This window comes from Pantoea sp. Ap-967 (assembly GCF_011752565.1).
Classification (GTDB): domain Bacteria; phylum Pseudomonadota; class Gammaproteobacteria; order Pseudomonadales; family Pseudomonadaceae; genus Aquipseudomonas.
On the sequence record NZ_VWXK01000056.1, the window covers coordinates 1 to 17,395 of the forward strand.

Below are 17,395 nucleotides of genomic sequence, written 5' to 3' on the forward strand. Positions count from 1 at the left end.
CGGCCTGCAGATCGGTATCTGAGCAGCAGACCAAGGCTGCGCCGGTGTTTGCAGATCGCATTTTCAAGCACGGACGATGAACCTGGTAGGAGCGAGCGCAGCTCGCGAAGGGCTGCAAAGCAGCCCCAACATCATGTGCCGCGAAGCTGTAACCCTGGGGCCGCTGCGCGCCCCATCGCGAGCTGCGCTCGCTCCTACCGGGGCGGCGTCGGCCTGCAGATCGGTATCTGAGCAGCAGACCAAGGCTGCGCCGGTGTTTGCAGATCGCATTTTCAAGCACGGACGATGAACCTGGTAGGAGCGAGCGCAGCTCGCGATGGGCTGCAAAGCAGCCCTGGCATCATGTGCCACGAAGCTGTAACCCTCGGGCCGCTGCGCGCCCCATCGCGAGCTGCGCGAAAGGGCCGGCACGGGCGAGCTTGATACTCTGGCATCCGCCTGCTACACCTTGAAGGGGTGCATTCGCCATCATCGAAGGAATCGCTAGAATGGCAGTCGAAACAGATTTTTCGCAGGACGAGAAAAAGCTCACGATCAAGATCAAAGGTCGCTTCGATTTCGGCAAGCATCAGGAGTTTCGCGACGCCTACGAGCGCCAGGCCAAAAGGCCTGACTCGGTGGTGGTCGACCTGAAAGACACCACCTACCTGGACAGCTCTGCGCTCGGCATGCTGCTGTTGCTGCGTGACCATGCTGGCGGCGATCAGTCGGACGTGCGCGTGGTGCACGCCAGTTCCGACGTACGCAAGATCCTCGCCATTTCCAATTTCGACAAGCTCTTCGCCATTAGTTGAGCGCCCTCATGCCTGCCGAACAGGCGTTGTCCGTGCTGGTGGCCGAAGATGGCGCGGTCGACCGCCTGCTGCTGGCGCAAATCGTTCGGCGCCAGGGCCACCAGGTGTTCACGGCAGAAAACGGCGAGCAGGCCGTTGCCCTGTTCGCCCAGGAGCGCCCGCAACTGGTGCTGCTCGACGCATTGATGCCGGTGATGGATGGTTTCGAAGCGGCCCGGCGAATCAAGGCCCTGGCCGGCGAGGCGCTGGTGCCGATCATCTTCCTCACCTCGCTGAACGAGGAAGACGCCCTGGTGCGCTGCCTGGAAGCCGGTGGCGACGACTTCATGGCCAAGCCCTACAGTGCGGTGATTCTCGGCGCCAAGATCCGCGCCATGGACCGCCTGCGCCGGTTGCAGGCAACCGTGCTGGAGCAGCGCGACCAGATCTCCCGGCACCACCATCACCTGCTTAACGAGCAGCGCGTGGCCAAGGCGGTGTTCGACAAGGTGGCCCACTCCGGGTGCATTGGTGCGCCCAATATCCGCTACCTGCAGTCGCCCTATGCGCTGTTCAACGGCGACCTGCTGCTGGCCGCGTTCACCCCGGCCGGCGACATGCATGTGCTGCTTGGCGACTTCACCGGCCACGGCCTGCCCGCCGCAGTGGGCGCCATGCCGCTGGCCGAGGTGTTCTACGGCATGACGGCCAAAGGCTATGGCCTGGCGCAAATGCTGCGCGAGATGAACGCCAAGCTCAAGCGCATCCTGCCGGTGGACATGTTCTGCTGTGCATTGCTGGTCAATATCAGCGTGCAGCGCGGTTCGGTGGAAGTATGGAATGGCGGCATGCCCGATGGTTACCGGCTGTCGGCGGCGGGTGAGGTGCTGGGCAGCCTGACATCGCGCCACCTACCCTTGGGGGTGTTGCCGGCGGAGCGCTTCGAAGACAGCACCGAAGTGCTGCCCCTGGCTGCCGGTGAGCGCCTGTTGCTGTTGTCCGACGGGGTGGTGGACACCTCGGATGAGCAGGAACGCCTGTTCGGCGTCGAGCGTTTGCATGAGGTGTTGGCCGCCAACCGCGAGCCAGCCTGCCTGTTCGATGAGCTGATGCAGGCGCTGGAGCGCTTCGGCCGGCGCCGAGATGACATCAGCCTGTGCGATATTCGCATGTTCACCGCCCAGGAGCAGGTGCCGGCGCCCACGCTTTATTCCGACAGTGGGCGCTCAAGCCCGCTGGACTGGTCATTGGGTTTCGAGCTGCGCGGGGAAAGCCTCAAGCGCGCCAACCCGGTGCCGTACCTGGTGCAGTTGTTGCAAGAAATTCATGGCCTGCGGCCGCGTACCGGCGACTTGCACAGTGTGCTCAGCGAGCTGTATTCCAATGCCCTGGAGCACGGCGTGCTGGGCCTGGACTCGCGGCTCAAGCGCGATGTACAGGGGTTTGCCGACTATTACCGCGAGCGCGCCCGCCGCCTGGACGCGCTGGCCGAGGGATACGTGCGCATCGACCTGCGGGTGGAACCGCTGGCCGCTGGCGGGCGTCTGATGATTGAGGTGCGCGACAGTGGCGCAGGTTTCGATGTGGACTCGGTGCTGGCGCAGCCATCCCGGGAGCAGGGCCTGAGTGGCCGCGGCCTGAAGCTGGTGCGCCGGCTCGGTTGCAGCGCCGAATGGCAGGACAACGGCCGCTGTGCGCGGGTGTGGTTCGACTGGTAGGTAGCCTGGAGTGCCGCGTGGCGGCTAAGGCATAATCCGGCTTGATCAAGGAGCGAACAAGTGACTGACATGCACATTGACCACAAGGTCCTCAGCGATTTGCAGGAGGTCATGGAAGATGGCTACCTGCAGCTGCTGGAAACCTTCCTCGAAGATTCCGAGCGGCGCTTGAGCCAGTTGCACGAGGCCAAGAACGCCGACGAACTCGGCATGGCCGCGCACAGCTTCAAGGGCAGCAGCAGCAACATGGGCGCCATAGGCCTGGCACATCTGTGCCAGCTGCTCGAAGAGCGCGCCAAGCAGCGGCCGTTGCACGGCATCGAAGAGTTGGTGAGCCGCATCGACCAGGAGTACCTGGAGGTGCAGCGCTTCTACCGCGCTGAGCGGGAGCGCGTTTCCACCAGCTGACCTGCAAGTTGGCGCGACTTTTGCCTCTCCATGGCCAGATGATATTTCAGTTCTTGGCGCGGAGACCGTTCAATGCCTGTCGCACCCAACCCTTTGTTGCAAGCCAACACCCTGAGCAAGGGCGCCAGTGCGGCTGCCTCGCGGGTGGACCGATCGCTGCAGGCGGCGGGCGGGCAGGGCAGCGACTTCAATCAAGTCATGGCCAGGCAAGGGCACGACAAAGTGCCGACGCGCGATGACAAGGTCGCCCAGGCCAAGCCCAAGGACAAGCCCGATGTCGCCCAGGGCGGCAAGAAAGACCCCGTCGATAAACCGGCGGTTGCCGATGACGGCAACAAATTGCCTGCCGACGATCCGGCGCAAGCCGCTGCCAATGACGCCGCCGGCGCCGATGCTGGCGGCAGTTCGCTGGATGCCAACCTGGTCGCAGGCCAGGTCACCGATGCCCAGCCGGGTGCGCAGTTGCTGCAGGCCCAGGCCGAGACGGTGGCACCGGTGCTGCAGGCCGCTGTGCAAGCACCGCCCGTGGCTCCAGCCGAAGAGCCCGAGCCGGAAGCGTTCGACCCGGACGCCGATCCGCTGGCCAACCTGCCTACCTTGCGCCTGGCGCTGGAGCAAAGTGCCCAGGCCAAGGGCACCACCTCGGCACACGCCGCCGATGCCTCGAAGCAGCCCGACGATGGCCAGGTGGCCGTCAATCCATTGGCGACCCTGATCGAGAAGACCGAAGCCGAAGCGGGCCAGTCGCAAACCGGCGACAAGGCCTTCGGTGCCTTGCTCGAAGACGGCCTGAAGGACACCAAGAGTGCGAGCAGCGACACCCGCGTCGATGACTTCGCCAACCGCCTGGCCAGCCTGACCCAGGCCGTCACGGCCAAGACCGCCAATGCCGTGCCGGTCAGCCCCAGCCCGCTCAACCAGCCCTTGCAGATGAACCAGAGCGCCTGGGCCGAAGGCCTGGTCAACCGGGTCATGTACCTGTCCAGCCAGAACCTCAAGTCGGCGGATATTCAGTTGGAGCCGGCTGAGCTCGGGCGCCTGGACATCCGCGTCAACGTGGCGACGGACCAGTCCACCCAGGTGACCTTCATCAGTGGCCATGCTGGCGTGCGCGACGCCCTGGATAGCCAGGTGCACCGCCTGCGCGAGCTGTTCGCCCAGCAGGGGCTGGCGCAACCGGACGTCAACGTTGCCGACCAGTCGCGCCAGCAACAGCAGCAGGCGCAGCAGCAGGAGGGCACCCAGTTGTCGGGTGTGGCGGCGCGCCGGGCGCAGGCTGGCGGCGATGTAGGTGAGGTGGCCGAGGCGTCCCGTGGCGTGGAGCAGCAGGTGGTCGTGGGCGACAGTGCCGTCGATTACTACGCCTGAATCGCATCGCGAGCTGCGCTCGCTCCCACGGGGGAGCGTTCGATCCAAAACTGGCATAACACTTGCTCAAGCCTCGTCATCCTTCCTTGAAACCCCGACGGATGACGGATTATTGGCATGGCGAAGAGCGACGCAGTGAAAGACCCCGCCGCGAAAGGCAAACTCAAGCTGATCCTGCTGCTGGTCGTAGGCCTGCTGCTGGCAATCGGCGTCTCGGTGGGCGCTACCTGGTTCATCATGCACAAGAGTGAACCGGCACCCGCACCGCAAGCGGCCGCGACCAACGTCAAGGCGCCCGCCATCTACGTGCCGCTGACGCCGGCTTTCGTGGTCAACTTCAACCAGAACGGCCGCCAGCGCTACATGCAACTGAGCATCACCCTGCAAGGCCGCAACCAGGCCGACCTGGATGCGCTGAGCGTGCACATGCCGGTGATCCGCAACAACCTGGTGATGATGTTCTCCGGGCAGGGCTTCGACACCCTGGCCGGCAGCCCGGTGGGCCAGGAAATGCTGCGCCAGAAAGCCACGGTTGTCGTGCAGGAAGTGGCGCAGAAGGAAGTCGGCAAGCCAGTCGTCGACCAATTGCTGTTCACCAATTTCGTATTGCAGTAGGAGCCCGCAATGGCCGTACAGGACCTGCTGTCCCAGGATGAGATCGATGCGCTGCTGCACGGTGTCGACGATGGCCTGGTACAGACCGAGAGTGCCGCGGAGCCTGGCAGCATCAAGAGCTACGACCTGACCAGCCAGGATCGCATCGTGCGCGGTCGCATGCCGACCCTGGAAATGATCAACGAGCGCTTCGCCCGCTACACCCGCATCAGCATGTTCAACCTGCTGCGCCGCTCGGCGGACGTGGCGGTGGGCGGCGTGCAGGTGATGAAGTTCGGCGAATACGTGCACTCGCTGTACGTGCCGACCAGCCTCAACCTGGTCAAGATCAAGCCGCTGCGTGGCACCTCGTTGTTCATCCTCGACGCCAAGCTGGTGTTCAAACTGGTGGACAACTTCTTCGGCGGCGATGGCCGCCATGCCAAGATCGAGGGCCGTGAGTTCACCCCCACCGAGCTGCGGGTGGTGCGCATGGTCCTGGACCAGTGCTTCGTCGACCTCAAGGAAGCCTGGCAGGCGATCATGCCGGTGAACTTCGAGTACATGAACTCCGAGGTCAACCCGGCCATGGCCAACATCGTCGGGCCCAGCGAAGCGGTGGTGGTGTCGACTTTCCACATCGAGCTCGATGGCGGCGGCGGCGACCTGCACGTGACCATGCCGTACTCGATGATCGAGCCGGTGCGCGAAATGCTCGATGCCGGCTTCCAGTCCGACCTCGACGACCAGGACGAGCGCTGGGTCAAGGCCCTGCGCGAAGACGTACTGGACGTGTCGGTGCCGCTGACCGCCACGGTTGCCCGCCGCCAGCTGAAGCTGCGCGACATCCTGCACATGCAGGCCGGCGATGTGATTCCGGTGGAACTGCCCGAGCACCTGGTGCTGCGCGCCAACGGCGTGCCGTCGTTCAAGGCGCGCCTGGGTTCGCACAAGGGCAACCTGGCCCTGCAGATCATCGACCCGATCGGGCGCCGCTGACGGCGCGCCGGTCGCTCATTACGAATTGAATGCCTGTCGAGGACATCATGGCTAACGAAAACGAGATCACTTCCCCGGAAGACCAGGCCCTGGCCGACGAGTGGGCTGCCGCCCTGGAAGAAACCGGCGATGCCGGCCAGGCCGACATCGACGCGCTGCTTGGGGGTGATACCGGCAAGGCTGGCGGTGGCCGCCTGCCGATGGAAGAGTTTGCAAGCTCGCCCAAGCCGAACGAGAACGTGAGCCTGGAAGGCCCCAACCTGGATGTGATCCTGGACATTCCGGTGAGCATTTCCATGGAAGTGGGCAGCACCGAAATCAACATCCGCAACCTGCTGCAGCTCAACCAGGGCTCGGTCATCGAACTCGACCGCCTGGCGGGCGAGCCGCTGGATGTGCTGGTCAACGGTACCTTGATCGCCCATGGCGAAGTGGTTGTGGTCAACGAGAAGTTCGGCATTCGCCTGACCGACGTGATCAGCCCCAGCGAACGCATCAAGAAGCTGCGCTGAGTGAAGGGCACGATGCGGGCCGTGATGGCCCTGGCCGTGTTGCTGGCCAGCGAACTGGCCATCGCCGCCGCCACGCCAACGCCCGCCACGCCTGCTTCGGCTGCAGCCCCTGCGGCCACGCCGGGCAGCCTCGGTGCGCAGCTGGGCCAGATGGTGTTCGGCTTGCTGCTGGTGGTGGGCCTGATCTTCTTCCTGGCCTGGGCGCTGCGCCGCATGCAGGGCGCCACGCCCAAGGGCGGGCAGGTGATCGAGATCGTCGGCAGCCGCGCCATCGGCCCGCGTGACCGCTTGCTGTTGGTGCAGGTGGGCAAGGAACAGATTCTGATCGGCCACACCCCGGGCAGCATCGAAACCCTGCACGTCATGGCCGAACCCGTCGACGTGCCGGCCAGCGCACGCCAGGCCACGCCGGAATTTGCCCAGCGGCTGATGGAGCTGATGGGCAAGGATCAGAAGGACAAGAAGTGATGAGCCGCGCCCTGCGCCTGTTGTTGAACACCTCGTTGAAACGGGCGTTGAGCGCCTTGTTGCCGCTGGCATTGCTGCTGGTGGCACCGCTGGCCCTGGCCGCCGACCCGTTGTCGGTGCCGGCGATCACCTTGTCCAATGGCCCGGACGGGCAGCAGGAGTATTCGGTCAGCCTGCAAATCCTGCTGATCATGACGGCGCTGAGCTTCATTCCGGCGTTCGTCATCCTGATGACCAGCTTCACCCGCATCATCATCGTGTTCTCGATTCTGCGCCAGGCCCTGGGCCTGCAGCAGACGCCGTCGAACCAGGTGCTGACCGGCATGGCCCTGTTCCTGACCCTGTTCATCATGGCGCCGGTGTTCGACCGGGTGAACCAGGATGCCCTGCAACCGTACCTGAACGAGCAGATGACCGCCCAGCAGGCCATCGACAAGGCCCAGGGGCCGCTGAAGGACTTCATGCTGGCGCAAACCCGGCAAAGCGACCTGGACCTGTTCATGCGCCTGTCCAAGCGCACCGACATCGCAGGCCCTGACCAGGTGCCGCTGACCATCCTGGTGCCTTCGTTCGTCACCTCGGAGTTGAAGACCGCGTTCCAGATCGGCTTCATGATCTTCATTCCGTTCCTGATCATCGACATGGTGGTGGCCAGTGTGCTGATGGCCATGGGCATGATGATGCTGTCGCCGCTGATCATCTCGCTGCCGTTCAAGATCATGCTGTTTGTCCTGGTCGATGGCTGGGCGCTGATCATGGGCACCCTGGCCGGCAGTTTCGGCGGCGTGTGACGCTGCCAAGGAGAGCGCCCGATGACACCTGAAGTAGCTGTCGACCTGTTCCGTGACGCGCTGTGGCTGACCGCCTTGATGGTCGCCATCCTGGTGGTGCCGAGCCTGTTGGTGGGCCTGGTGGTGGCGATGTTCCAGGCCGCCACGCAGATCAACGAACAGACCCTGAGCTTCCTGCCGCGCCTGTTGGTGATGCTGGTGACGCTGATCGTCGCCGGGCCTTGGCTGGTGCAGAAGTTCATGGAATACATCACCGGCCTGTACACCAGCATTCCGCAGCTGATCGGGTGAGCCGGCCATGCTGGAGCTGACCGACGCGCAGATCGGCACCTGGGTCGCGACCTTCCTGCTGCCGCTGTTTCGGGTGACCGCGGTGCTGATGACCATGCCGATCTTTGGCACGCGCATGCTGCCGGCGCGTATCCGCCTGTACGTGGCGGTGGCGATCACCGTGGTGATCGTGCCGGCGCTGCCGCCGCTGCCCGAATTCGACCCGCTCAGCCTGCGTGGCCTGCTGCTGTGCGGTGAGCAGATCATCGTCGGCGCGCTGTTCGGGTTCTCCCTGCAGTTGCTGTTCCAGGCCTTCGTCATCGCCGGGCAGATCATCGCCGTGCAGATGGGCATGGCGTTCGCCTCGATGGTCGACCCGGCCAACGGCGTCAACGTGGCGGTTATCAGCCAGTTCATGACCATGCTGGTGAGCGTGCTGTTCCTGGTGATGAATGGCCACCTGGTGGTGTTCGAAGTGCTCACCGAGAGCTTTACCACCTTGCCCGTGGGCCATGCCCTGGTGGTCAACCACTTCTGGGAGATGGCCGGGCGCCTGAGCTGGGTATTCGGTGCCGGGCTGCTGCTGATTCTGCCGGCAATCACCGCGTTGCTGGTGGTGAACATCGCCTTTGGCGTGATGACCCGCGCCGCGCCGCAGTTGAACATCTTCTCCATCGGCTTCCCGCTGACCCTGGTGCTGGGTATCGGCATCTTCTGGGTGGGCCTGGCCGATATTCTCTCCCACTACCAGGCATTGGCCAGCGAAGCGCTGCAATGGCTGCGTGAACTGGCAAGGGCGCGCTGAACATGGCAGAGAGCGAGAGCGGCCAGGACAAGACAGAAGACCCCACCGACAAGCGCAAGCGCGATGCGCGGGAAAAAGGTGAGATCGCCCGTTCCAAGGAGCTGAACACGGTCGCGTCGACCCTGGCGGGTGCCGGTGCGTTGCTGGCCTTTGGCGGCAACCTGGCGCAAACGCTGATGACCCTGATGCGCCAGAATTTCTCCCTCACCCGCGAGGTGCTGACCGACGAGCGCTCGATGAGCCTGTACCTGCTGGCCTCCGGCAAGATGGCGATCTGGGCGGTGCAGCCGATTCTGGTGCTGCTGTTCATCATTGCCTTCGTTTCGCCGATTGTCCTGGGCGGGTTCATCTTTTCCGGGAGCCTGTTGCAGCCCAAGTTCAGCCGCATGAACCCGCTGTCGGGCATCAAGCGCATGTTTTCGCTCAATTCGCTGACCGAACTGCTCAAGGCGATGGCCAAGTTCTTCGTCATTCTGATCGTCGCGCTGGTGGTGCTGAGCAACGACCGCCAGGCGTTGCTGGCGATTGCCAATGAGCCGCTGGAGCAGGCGATCATCCACAGCGTTCAGGTGGTGGGCTGGAGTGCCCTGTGGATGGCCGCGGGGCTGCTGCTGATTGCCGCGGCGGACGTGCCGTTCCAGCTGTACCAGACCCAGAAGAAACTCAAGATGACCAAGCAGGAGGTCAAGGACGAGTACAAGGACAGCGAGGGCAAGCCAGAGGTCAAGCAGCGCATTCGCCAGCTGCAGCGCGAGGTGTCGCAGCGGCGCATGATGGCGGCGGTACCGGAGGCGGACGTGATCATCACCAACCCGACCCACTACGCCGTGGCCCTGCAGTACGACCCGGAAAAGGGCGGGGTGGCGCCGCTGCTGCTGGCCAAGGGGACCGACTTCATTGCCTTGAAGATCCGCGAGATCGGCGTGGAGCACAAGGTGCAGATTCTCGAGTCGCCGGCGCTGGCGCGGGCGATCTACTACTCCACCGAGGTCGAGCAGGAAATTCCGGCGGGGTTGTATCTGGCGGTGGCGCAGGTGCTGGCCTATGTGTTCCAGATCCGTCAGTACCGCTCGGGCAAGGGCAAGCGGCCTGAGCCGTTGAAAGACGAATTGCCGATTCCGCCGGACCTGCGCCGCGATAGCTGAGGTTCGCCATGATGGGGCGGCACCTGGGAGATCGAGCGCCGCCCGCGCGGCGCTTCGCGAGCTGCGCTCGCTCCTACAGGCGTGCACCAAGGCGTTCGCGCGCAATCTCCCAGGCCTTACTGGCCCGAAACAAACGTAGGAGCGAGCGCTAGCTCGCGAAGCGCCGCGCGGGCGGCGCTCGATCTCCCAGGCGCTAAATCCCCCAAGCCACACAAAGTTGGAAAGCTTCTTGCAAAGCCTCGCCCAAGCGCCCCTTGGGCGTCAAAGTTTTGCATCAAGAGGACTCGCGGTGGATCGCACTCAGTTAATCAGCAACGCGCGCAATAACCTGGCCGGCCTGGGCCGGGGCAACCTGGGCGTGCCGCTGCTGCTGCTGGTGATGTTGGCAATGATGATGTTGCCGATACCGCCGTTTCTGCTCGACGTCTTCTTCACCTTCAACATCGCCCTGTCGATCGTGGTGCTGCTGGTGTGCGTGTACGCCCTGCGCCCGCTGGATTTTGCCGCATTCCCGACCATCCTGCTGGTGGCCACCCTGCTGCGCCTGGCGCTGAACGTCGCCTCCACCCGCGTGGTGATGCTGCACGGGCAGGAGGGCCATGGCGCCGCGGGCAAGGTGATCCAGGCCTTCGGCGAAGTGGTGATCGGCGGTAACTACGTGGTCGGTGCGGTGGTGTTCGCCATCCTCATGATCATCAACTTCGTGGTGGTGACCAAAGGTGCCGGGCGTATTTCCGAGGTGAGCGCGCGCTTCACCCTCGATGCCATGCCCGGCAAGCAGATGGCCATCGACGCCGACCTCAACGCAGGCCTGATCGACCAGGCTCAAGCCAAGGCCCGCCGCGCCGAAGTGGCCCAGGAAGCCGAGTTCTACGGCTCGATGGACGGTGCCAGCAAGTTCGTGCGCGGTGACGCCATCGCCGGCTTGCTGATCCTGTTCATCAACCTGATCGGCGGCATGCTGATCGGCATGCTGCAACACAACATGTCGTTCAGCGACGCCGGCAAGGTGTACGCCCTTTTGACCATCGGTGACGGTTTGGTGGCGCAATTGCCATCACTGTTGCTGTCCACCGCCGCCGCGATCATGGTCACCCGCGCCTCGGGTTCCGAGGACATGGGTAAGCTCATCAACCGGCAGATGTTCGATTCGCCCAAGGCCTTGGCAGTATCCGCCGGGTTGATGATCGTCATGGGCCTGGTGCCGGGCATGCCGCACATCGCCTTCCTCAGCCTCGGCCTGCTGGCCGGCGGTGGCGCGTACCTGGTGTGGAAGAAGCAGCAGAAGGCCAAGGTCGAGGCGCAGAAAGAAGCCCAGCGCCAGCAAGACCTGCTGCCCTCGCCGCAACGTGCGATGGACACCAAGGAACTGGGCTGGGATGACGTCACGCCCATCGACATGATCGGCCTGGAAGTCGGCTACCGCCTGATTCCGCTGGTCGACCGCAACCAGGGCGGGCAACTGCTGGCGCGGATCAAGGGGGTGCGCAAGAAGCTCTCCCAGGACCTGGGCTTCCTCATGCCCACGGTGCACATTCGCGACAACCTCGACCTGCAGCCCAGCGCCTACCGCCTGACGCTGATGGGGGTGATCCTGGCCGAGGCCGAGATCTACCCGGACCGGGAGCTGGCGATCAACCCCGGCCAGGTGTTCGGCAGCCTCAACGGCATTGCCGCGCGCGACCCTGCGTTCGGCCTGGAAGCGGTGTGGATCGACATCGGCCAGCGCGCCCAGGCGCAGTCGCTGGGCTACACCGTGGTCGATGCCAGTACCGTGGTGGCCACCCACCTCAACCAGATCCTGCAGAAGCACTGCCACGAGCTGATCGGCCACGAAGAGGTCCAGCAGTTGCTGCAGGTGCTGGCCAAGGCATCGCCTAAACTTGCAGAGGAACTGGTGCCTAGCGTCATTTCCTTGTCGGGGCTGCTCAAGGTTCTGCAGGCGCTGTTGTCCGAGCAGGTGCCGGTGCGAGACATCCGCAGCATCGCCGAGGCCATCGCCAACAACGCCAGCAAGAGTCAAGATACCGCCGCGCTGGTGGCGTCGGTGCGGGTCGGATTGTGTCGCGCCATCGTGCAAAGCATTGTCGGCGTTGAGTCCGAGCTGCCTGTGATCACCCTGGAGCCCAGGTTGGAACAGATTTTGCTCAATAGTTTGCAAAGGGCCGGGCAGGGTCAGGAAGACGGTGTGCTTCTGGAACCGAGCATGGCCGAAAAGCTGCAGCGTTCGTTGATCGACGCATGCCAGCGCCAGGAAATGCAGGGCCAGCCGGCCATTCTCCTGGTCGCCGGCCCGATCCGCGCCATGCTGTCGCGCTTCGGCCGCCTGGCTGTACCGAATTTGCATGTTCTGGCGTATCAGGAAATACCGGATAACAAGCAAGTCACCATCGTTGCCACCGTGGGCCCCAACGGCTGAGGTAGTGGGTTATGCAAGTTAAGCGTTTTTTCGCCGCCGATATGCGTCAGGCCATGAAGCTGGTCCGTGATGAGCTGGGTGCCGATGCCGCCATCATCGGCAACCGCCGCATTGCCGGGGGTGTCGAACTGACTGCTGCGCTGGACTACAAGCTGTCTGCGCTGGCCCCGCGCGTGCCCAACGCCGAGCTTGAACAAGAGCTGCGCAAGACCCAGTCGCGCATCGCCACGGCCCAGGCCGAGCTGGACAACCGCGCCGAAGCCAGCGAAGGCAACCGCCAATTGTTCGCCGGCCAGTCGCTGACCGCTGCCGAGCCGCTGATCGAACCGCACGTCGATACGCCAGCCCCGGCCCCCGCGCCTGCGCAGCCCGCAGTCGACCCGCGCCTGTTTGATGCCATGCGCTCGGAACTGTCGGGCCTGCGTGAGCTGCTCGAAGTGCAACTGGGCTCGCTGGCCTGGAACCAGCTGCAAGGCAGCAAGCCGGCCCAGGCCAACCTCTGGCGCCGCCTGCAGCGTATCGGCCTGTCCGGCCCGATCGCCCGCCAGTTGCTCGACCTCACGGCCGAGATCGAAGAGCCGCGCCAGGCCTGGCGCATGCTCCTGGCGTACCTGGCGCGGATGATCGAAGTGCCGCAGGTCGAGCCCATCGAAGACGGCGGCGTGATTGCCATGGTCGGCCCGGCCGGCATGGGCAAGACCACCACCCTGGCCAAGCTGGCGGCGCGCTACGTGCTCAAGTACGGCCCACAGAACCTGGCCCTGGTGAGCATGGACAGTTTCCGCATCGGCGCCCAGGAACAGCTCAAGACCCTGGGCCGCATCCTCAACGTGCCGGTGACCTACGTCGACCCGGGCCAGTCCCTGGCGGCGGCGCTGGAGCCGTTGCTGCGCAAGCGCGTGGTGCTGATCGACACCGCCGGCCTGCAGGCCAGCGACCCGGCCCTGCGCATGCAGCTGGAAACCCTGGCCGGGCGTGGCATTGCCGCGAAGAACTACCTGGTACTGGCCACCACCAGCCAGAAGCAGGTGCTGACCGCCGCCTACCACAGCTACAAGCGCTGCGGCCTGGCCGGTTGCATCCTGACCAAACTCGATGAAACGGCGAGCCTCGGCGATGTGCTGAGCCTGGCCATCAGTCATGAACTGCCGGTGGCTTATCTCACCGATGGCCCGCGCATTCCTGACGACCTGCACCTGCCGCGCCCGCACCAGCTGGTGACCCGCGCGGTCAACGTGCAACTGCAGGACGAGCCCAGCGAAGAGGCGATGGCCGACATGTTCGCTGATCTCTACCACAACCCGCGGCGCGTGGGTTGAGGAGCGAGCGTATGCACAATACCTACATTCCGGAGCTGGCTGTCGCGCGGTGCGCGTGGCGTGGGTCCAAGCGAGACAAGGTAAACAACGAACATGGGTAGCATGCATCCCGTACAGGTGATCGCCGTAACCGGTGGCAAAGGTGGCGTCGGCAAGACAAACGTTTCAGTGAACCTGTCCCTGGCGCTGGCCGAACTCGGCCGCCGGGTGATGCTGCTGGACGCCGATCTTGGCCTGGCCAACGTCGACGTGTTGCTCGGGCTCACCCCCAAGCGCACCCTGGCCGATGTCATCGAGGGCCGCTGCGAATTGCGTGACGTGCTGTTGCAGGGGCCAGGCGGGGTGCGCATCGTGCCGGCTGCCTCCGGCACCCAGAGCATGGTGCACCTGGCGCCGGCCCAGCATGCCGGGCTGATCCAGGCATTCAGCGAGATTGGCGACAACCTCGACGTGCTGGTGATCGACACCGCTGCGGGTATTGGTGACTCGGTAGTCAGTTTTGTCCGCGCAGCCCAGGAAGTGTTGCTGGTGGTGTGCGACGAGCCCACCTCGATCACCGACGCCTACGCGCTGATCAAGCTGCTCAACCGTGACTACGGCATGAACCGTTTCCGCGTGCTGGCCAACATGGCGCAGAGCCCGCAGGAAGGGCGCAACCTGTTCGCCAAGCTGACCAAGGTCACCGACCGCTTCCTTGACGTTGCCCTGCAGTACGTGGGCGCCGTGCCCTACGACGAGTGCGTGCGCAAGGCGGTGCAAAAGCAGCGGGCGGTGTACGAGGCGTTCCCGCGCTCCAAGTGTGCCCTGGCGTTCAAGGCCATCGCCCAGAAGGTCGACAGCTGGCCGCTGCCGGCCAACCCACGCGGGCACCTGGAGTTCTTCGTCGAGCGCCTGGTGCAACCCACCAGCGCAGGGCCGGTGCTATGAACGCAAGCGGTTTCAAGATGTACAGCAAGGCGGCCAAGGACGCCCAGTACGAACTGGTCGAACGCTACGCGCCGCTGGTCAAGCGCATCGCCTACCACCTGCTGGCGCGCCTGCCGGCCAACGTGCAGGTCGAGGACCTGATCCAGGCCGGCATGATCGGCCTGCTTGAAGTCGCCAACAAATACGACGCCAGCAAGGGCGCCAGCTTCGAAACCTACGCCGGCATCCGCATCCGCGGTGCCATGCTCGATGAGGTGCGCAAAGGCGACTGGGCACCGCGTTCGGTGCACCGCAACACACGCATGGTCAGCGACGCGATGCGTGCGGTTGAAGCAAGAACCGGGCGAGACGCTAAAGATCATGAAGTTGCTGCCGAACTTCAATTGAGCCTCGATGATTACTACGGGATCTTGAACGATACCCTGGGCAGCCGCCTGTTCAGTTTTGACGACCTGTTGCAGGACGGCGAACACGAAGGGCTGCATGAGGACGGTGCCAGCGGCCAGGTCGAGCCGTCGCGCGACCTTGAGGACGAGCGCTTCCAGGCTGCCCTGACCGATGCCATCGCCAACCTGCCGGAGCGTGAGCGGCTGGTGCTGGCGCTGTACTACGACGAAGAGCTCAACCTCAAGGAAATCGGCGAGGTCCTGGGGGTCAGCGAGTCGCGGGTCAGCCAGTTGCACAGCCAGTGTGCCGCGCGCCTGCGCAGCCGCCTGGGGGAATGGCGGGCACGTTGAGCCCGGGGTGGTCGCGGTCGAGCGCCACGTTCGTTTTCCATGTTGTACCGAATTGAATGAATGCGCGCGCTCGGGGCCGAGCGCGTTTGAGACTGCTTGGAGGTCTACTTGAACAAAGACATGAAAATCCTCATCGTTGACGATTTTTCGACGATGCGGCGGATCATCAAGAACCTGTTGCGTGACCTGGGCTTCACCAACACCGATGAAGCCGACGACGGCACCACGGCGCTGCCGATGCTTGAAAGCGGCCATTACGACTTCCTGGTGACCGACTGGAACATGCCAGGCATGTCCGGTATCGACCTGCTGCGCAAGGTGCGCGCCCACGAGCGCCTCAAGGGCATGCCGGTGCTGATGGTGACCGCCGAAGCCAAGCGCGACCAGATCATCGAAGCGGCCCAGGCCGGGGTCAATGGTTACGTGGTCAAGCCGTTCACCGCCCAGGTGCTCAAAGAAAAGATCGAGAAGATCTTCGAACGCGTCAACGGCTGAGTCAGGTCAGGGGGCGCCATGGAACCAACACATTCGTCTTTGGGGGAGTTCGAATCGACCCTGAAGAAACATGCCCAGGAGCTGGTCGAGAGCCTGGAACGAGGGCGTTTCGGCGAGGCGGTGCAGCTGATTCATCAGCTCAACCAGACCCGCGACCGCGGCCTGTACCAGGAAGTCGGCAAGCTCACCCGTGAGCTGCACAGCGCCATCGTCAGCTTCCAGATCGACCCGCGCATGCCGCAGGCCGAGGAAGTGTCGCAGATCACCGACGCCACCGAGCGGCTGTCGTACGTGGTCAAGCTCACCGAAGGCGCCGCCAACCGCACCATGGACCTGGTAGAGGAGAGCACCCCGGTGCTCAACGACCTGGCGGCCGAGGCGCAGTCCCTGAGCGTGGACTGGCAGCGTTTCATGCGCCGTGAGGTGGCCGCGCCAGAGTTTCGCGAGCTGGTCAAGCGCGTCGACAGTTTCCTGACGCACAGCGCCGAGGGTAACCGCAAGGTATCCGGGCACCTCAACGACATTTTGCTGGCCCAGGACTATCAAGACCTGACCGGCCAGGTGATCAAGCGCGTGACCGCGCTGGTGACCGAAGTAGAAAGCAATCTGCTCAAGCTCGTGCTGATGGCCAGTCAAGTCGACCGTTTTGCCGGTATCGAACATGACCACCAGCAGCTGCGCGCTGAAAAAGATCAAGAAAAACATCCGACTCGGGGTGAAGGTCCGCAGATTCATGCCGATAAGCGTGAAGACGTCGTGTCCGGTCAGGACGATGTCGATGATCTGCTGTCCAGTCTGGGTTTTTAAGGAGCACGTTTAATGAGCTTCGGCGCCGATGAAGAAATCCTTCAGGATTTCCTGGTAGAAGCCGGCGAAATTCTTGAGCAACTGTCCGAGCAACTGGTCGAGCTGGAAAGCCGACCCGACGATGCCGACCTGCTCAATGCCATCTTTCGCGGTTTCCACACTGTAAAAGGGGGCGCCGGCTTCCTTCAGCTCAACGAGCTGGTGGAGTGCTGCCACATTGCCGAGAACGTGTTCGACATCCTGCGCAAAGGTGAGCGCCGGGTCGACGCGGAACTGATGGACGTGGTGCTCGAAGCGCTGGACACGGTCAACAGCATGTTCGGCCAAGTGCGCGAGCGCAGCGACGTGACCCCGGCCACCCCTGAGTTGCTGGCAGCCCTGTCGCGCCTGGCCGAACCTGCCAGCGCCGATGCGCCTGCAGCGGTGCTCGAGGCTGCCGCTGAACCGGTAGCGGCCGAGCCTGCCGCCGAGGCCGACATCACCGACACCGAGTTCGAGCAGCTGCTCGACTCGCTCGATGCGGTGAAGGCCGAGGCCGCGGCGTTCGACGCGCAGATGGCAGGCGAGACCGTCAGTGCTGGCGGTGATGAAATCACCGACGCCGAGTTCGAATCGCTGCTCGACCAGCTGCACGGCAAGGGCCAGTTCTCGCCGGAACTGGCGGGCGCTGAGCCGGTGGCCGAAGCCAGTGCCCCGGTGAGCGACGAAATCACCGACGAAGAATTCGAGTCGCTGCTCGACCAGTTGCATGGCAAGGGCACCTTCCAGGCCGATGCCCTGCCGGGCGCCAGCGTGGCGCCGCAGGCCCCCGCACCGGCGGCCAGCAGTGACGAAATCAGC

19 protein-coding genes are annotated in these 17,395 nt (G+C 64.1%); all 19 read left to right on the forward strand.

All coding sequences use genetic code 11. The features are described from left to right. Nucleotides 1-488: 488 nt before the first annotated feature. Nucleotides 489-794 (forward strand): STAS domain-containing protein, encoded by a 306-nt coding sequence (locus F3J45_RS29190; protein ID WP_167070819.1) that lies wholly within the window; start codon nucleotides 489-491, stop codon nucleotides 792-794. An 8-nt stretch (nucleotides 795-802) separates the two neighbouring features. After that, complete coding sequence (locus F3J45_RS29195; protein ID WP_167070820.1) at nucleotides 803-2,491, forward strand: fused response regulator/phosphatase; 1,689 nt, start codon at nucleotides 803-805, stop codon at nucleotides 2,489-2,491. A gap of 69 nt (nucleotides 2,492-2,560) precedes the next feature. After that, nucleotides 2,561-2,899 (forward strand): Hpt domain-containing protein, encoded by a 339-nt coding sequence (locus F3J45_RS29200; RefSeq protein ID WP_240164741.1) that lies wholly within the window; start codon nucleotides 2,561-2,563, stop codon nucleotides 2,897-2,899. Between the two features lie 72 nt (nucleotides 2,900-2,971). Then, nucleotides 2,972-4,267 carry a flagellar hook-length control protein FliK gene (locus F3J45_RS29205; RefSeq protein WP_167070822.1) on the forward strand — a complete coding sequence of 432 codons (1,296 nt, stop codon included), beginning with the start codon at nucleotides 2,972-2,974 and terminating at the stop codon, nucleotides 4,265-4,267. A gap of 117 nt (nucleotides 4,268-4,384) precedes the next feature. Continuing rightward, nucleotides 4,385-4,882 (forward strand): flagellar basal body-associated protein FliL, encoded by a 498-nt coding sequence (gene fliL, locus F3J45_RS29210; protein ID WP_167070823.1) that lies wholly within the window; start codon nucleotides 4,385-4,387, stop codon nucleotides 4,880-4,882. A 9-nt stretch (nucleotides 4,883-4,891) separates the two neighbouring features. Beyond that, a complete protein-coding gene (gene fliM / locus F3J45_RS29215; RefSeq protein WP_167070824.1) occupies nucleotides 4,892-5,860 on the forward strand; it encodes a flagellar motor switch protein FliM in 969 nt (322 codons plus the stop codon). A 47-nt stretch (nucleotides 5,861-5,907) separates the two neighbouring features. Then, the gene (gene fliN, locus F3J45_RS29220) at nucleotides 5,908-6,372 is read left to right on the forward strand and encodes a flagellar motor switch protein FliN (RefSeq protein ID WP_167070825.1); all 465 of its coding nucleotides are present in this window, start codon (nucleotides 5,908-5,910) and stop codon (nucleotides 6,370-6,372) included. After that, a complete protein-coding gene (fliO, locus tag F3J45_RS30220) occupies nucleotides 6,373-6,840 on the forward strand; it encodes a flagellar biosynthetic protein FliO (protein ID WP_205300737.1) in 468 nt (155 codons plus the stop codon). Nucleotides 6,841-6,875: 35 nt separating this feature from the next. After that, nucleotides 6,876-7,631, forward strand: a complete 756-nt coding sequence (gene fliP / locus F3J45_RS29230; RefSeq protein WP_370526508.1) for a flagellar type III secretion system pore protein FliP — start codon at nucleotides 6,876-6,878, stop codon at nucleotides 7,629-7,631. Between the two features lie 21 nt (nucleotides 7,632-7,652). Further along, nucleotides 7,653-7,922, forward strand: a complete 270-nt coding sequence (gene fliQ, locus F3J45_RS29235) for a flagellar biosynthesis protein FliQ (RefSeq protein WP_167070827.1) — start codon at nucleotides 7,653-7,655, stop codon at nucleotides 7,920-7,922. Between the two features lie 7 nt (nucleotides 7,923-7,929). Further along, nucleotides 7,930-8,706 carry a flagellar biosynthetic protein FliR gene (fliR, locus tag F3J45_RS29240; RefSeq protein ID WP_167070828.1) on the forward strand — a complete coding sequence of 259 codons (777 nt, stop codon included), beginning with the start codon at nucleotides 7,930-7,932 and terminating at the stop codon, nucleotides 8,704-8,706. Between the two features lie 2 nt (nucleotides 8,707-8,708). Further along, the gene (flhB, locus tag F3J45_RS29245; protein WP_167070829.1) at nucleotides 8,709-9,851 is read left to right on the forward strand and encodes a flagellar biosynthesis protein FlhB; all 1,143 of its coding nucleotides are present in this window, start codon (nucleotides 8,709-8,711) and stop codon (nucleotides 9,849-9,851) included. 289 nt (nucleotides 9,852-10,140) lie between these two features. Then, the gene (flhA, locus tag F3J45_RS29250) at nucleotides 10,141-12,270 is read left to right on the forward strand and encodes a flagellar biosynthesis protein FlhA (protein ID WP_167070830.1); all 2,130 of its coding nucleotides are present in this window, start codon (nucleotides 10,141-10,143) and stop codon (nucleotides 12,268-12,270) included. 11 nt (nucleotides 12,271-12,281) lie between these two features. Beyond that, nucleotides 12,282-13,589 (forward strand): flagellar biosynthesis protein FlhF, encoded by a 1,308-nt coding sequence (gene flhF / locus F3J45_RS29255; RefSeq protein ID WP_167070831.1) that lies wholly within the window; start codon nucleotides 12,282-12,284, stop codon nucleotides 13,587-13,589. Between the two features lie 93 nt (nucleotides 13,590-13,682). Then, nucleotides 13,683-14,516, forward strand: coding sequence for a flagellar synthesis regulator FleN (fleN, locus tag F3J45_RS29260; protein ID WP_016393812.1), 834 nt, complete (start codon nucleotides 13,683-13,685; stop codon nucleotides 14,514-14,516). Continuing rightward, nucleotides 14,513-15,253 carry an RNA polymerase sigma factor FliA gene (gene fliA / locus F3J45_RS29265; RefSeq protein WP_167070832.1) on the forward strand — a complete coding sequence of 247 codons (741 nt, stop codon included), beginning with the start codon at nucleotides 14,513-14,515 and terminating at the stop codon, nucleotides 15,251-15,253. Before fleN ends, fliA begins: the two co-directional genes overlap by 4 nt. 108 nt (nucleotides 15,254-15,361) lie before the next feature. After that, nucleotides 15,362-15,748, forward strand: a complete 387-nt coding sequence (locus F3J45_RS29270; protein WP_240158348.1) for a chemotaxis response regulator CheY — start codon at nucleotides 15,362-15,364, stop codon at nucleotides 15,746-15,748. 18 nt (nucleotides 15,749-15,766) lie between these two features. Then, the gene (locus F3J45_RS29275) at nucleotides 15,767-16,555 is read left to right on the forward strand and encodes a protein phosphatase CheZ (RefSeq protein WP_167070833.1); all 789 of its coding nucleotides are present in this window, start codon (nucleotides 15,767-15,769) and stop codon (nucleotides 16,553-16,555) included. A gap of 12 nt (nucleotides 16,556-16,567) precedes the next feature. Next, a partial coding sequence (locus tag F3J45_RS29280; protein WP_205300738.1) for an Hpt domain-containing protein occupies nucleotides 16,568-17,395 on the forward strand: 828 nt, incomplete at its 3' end.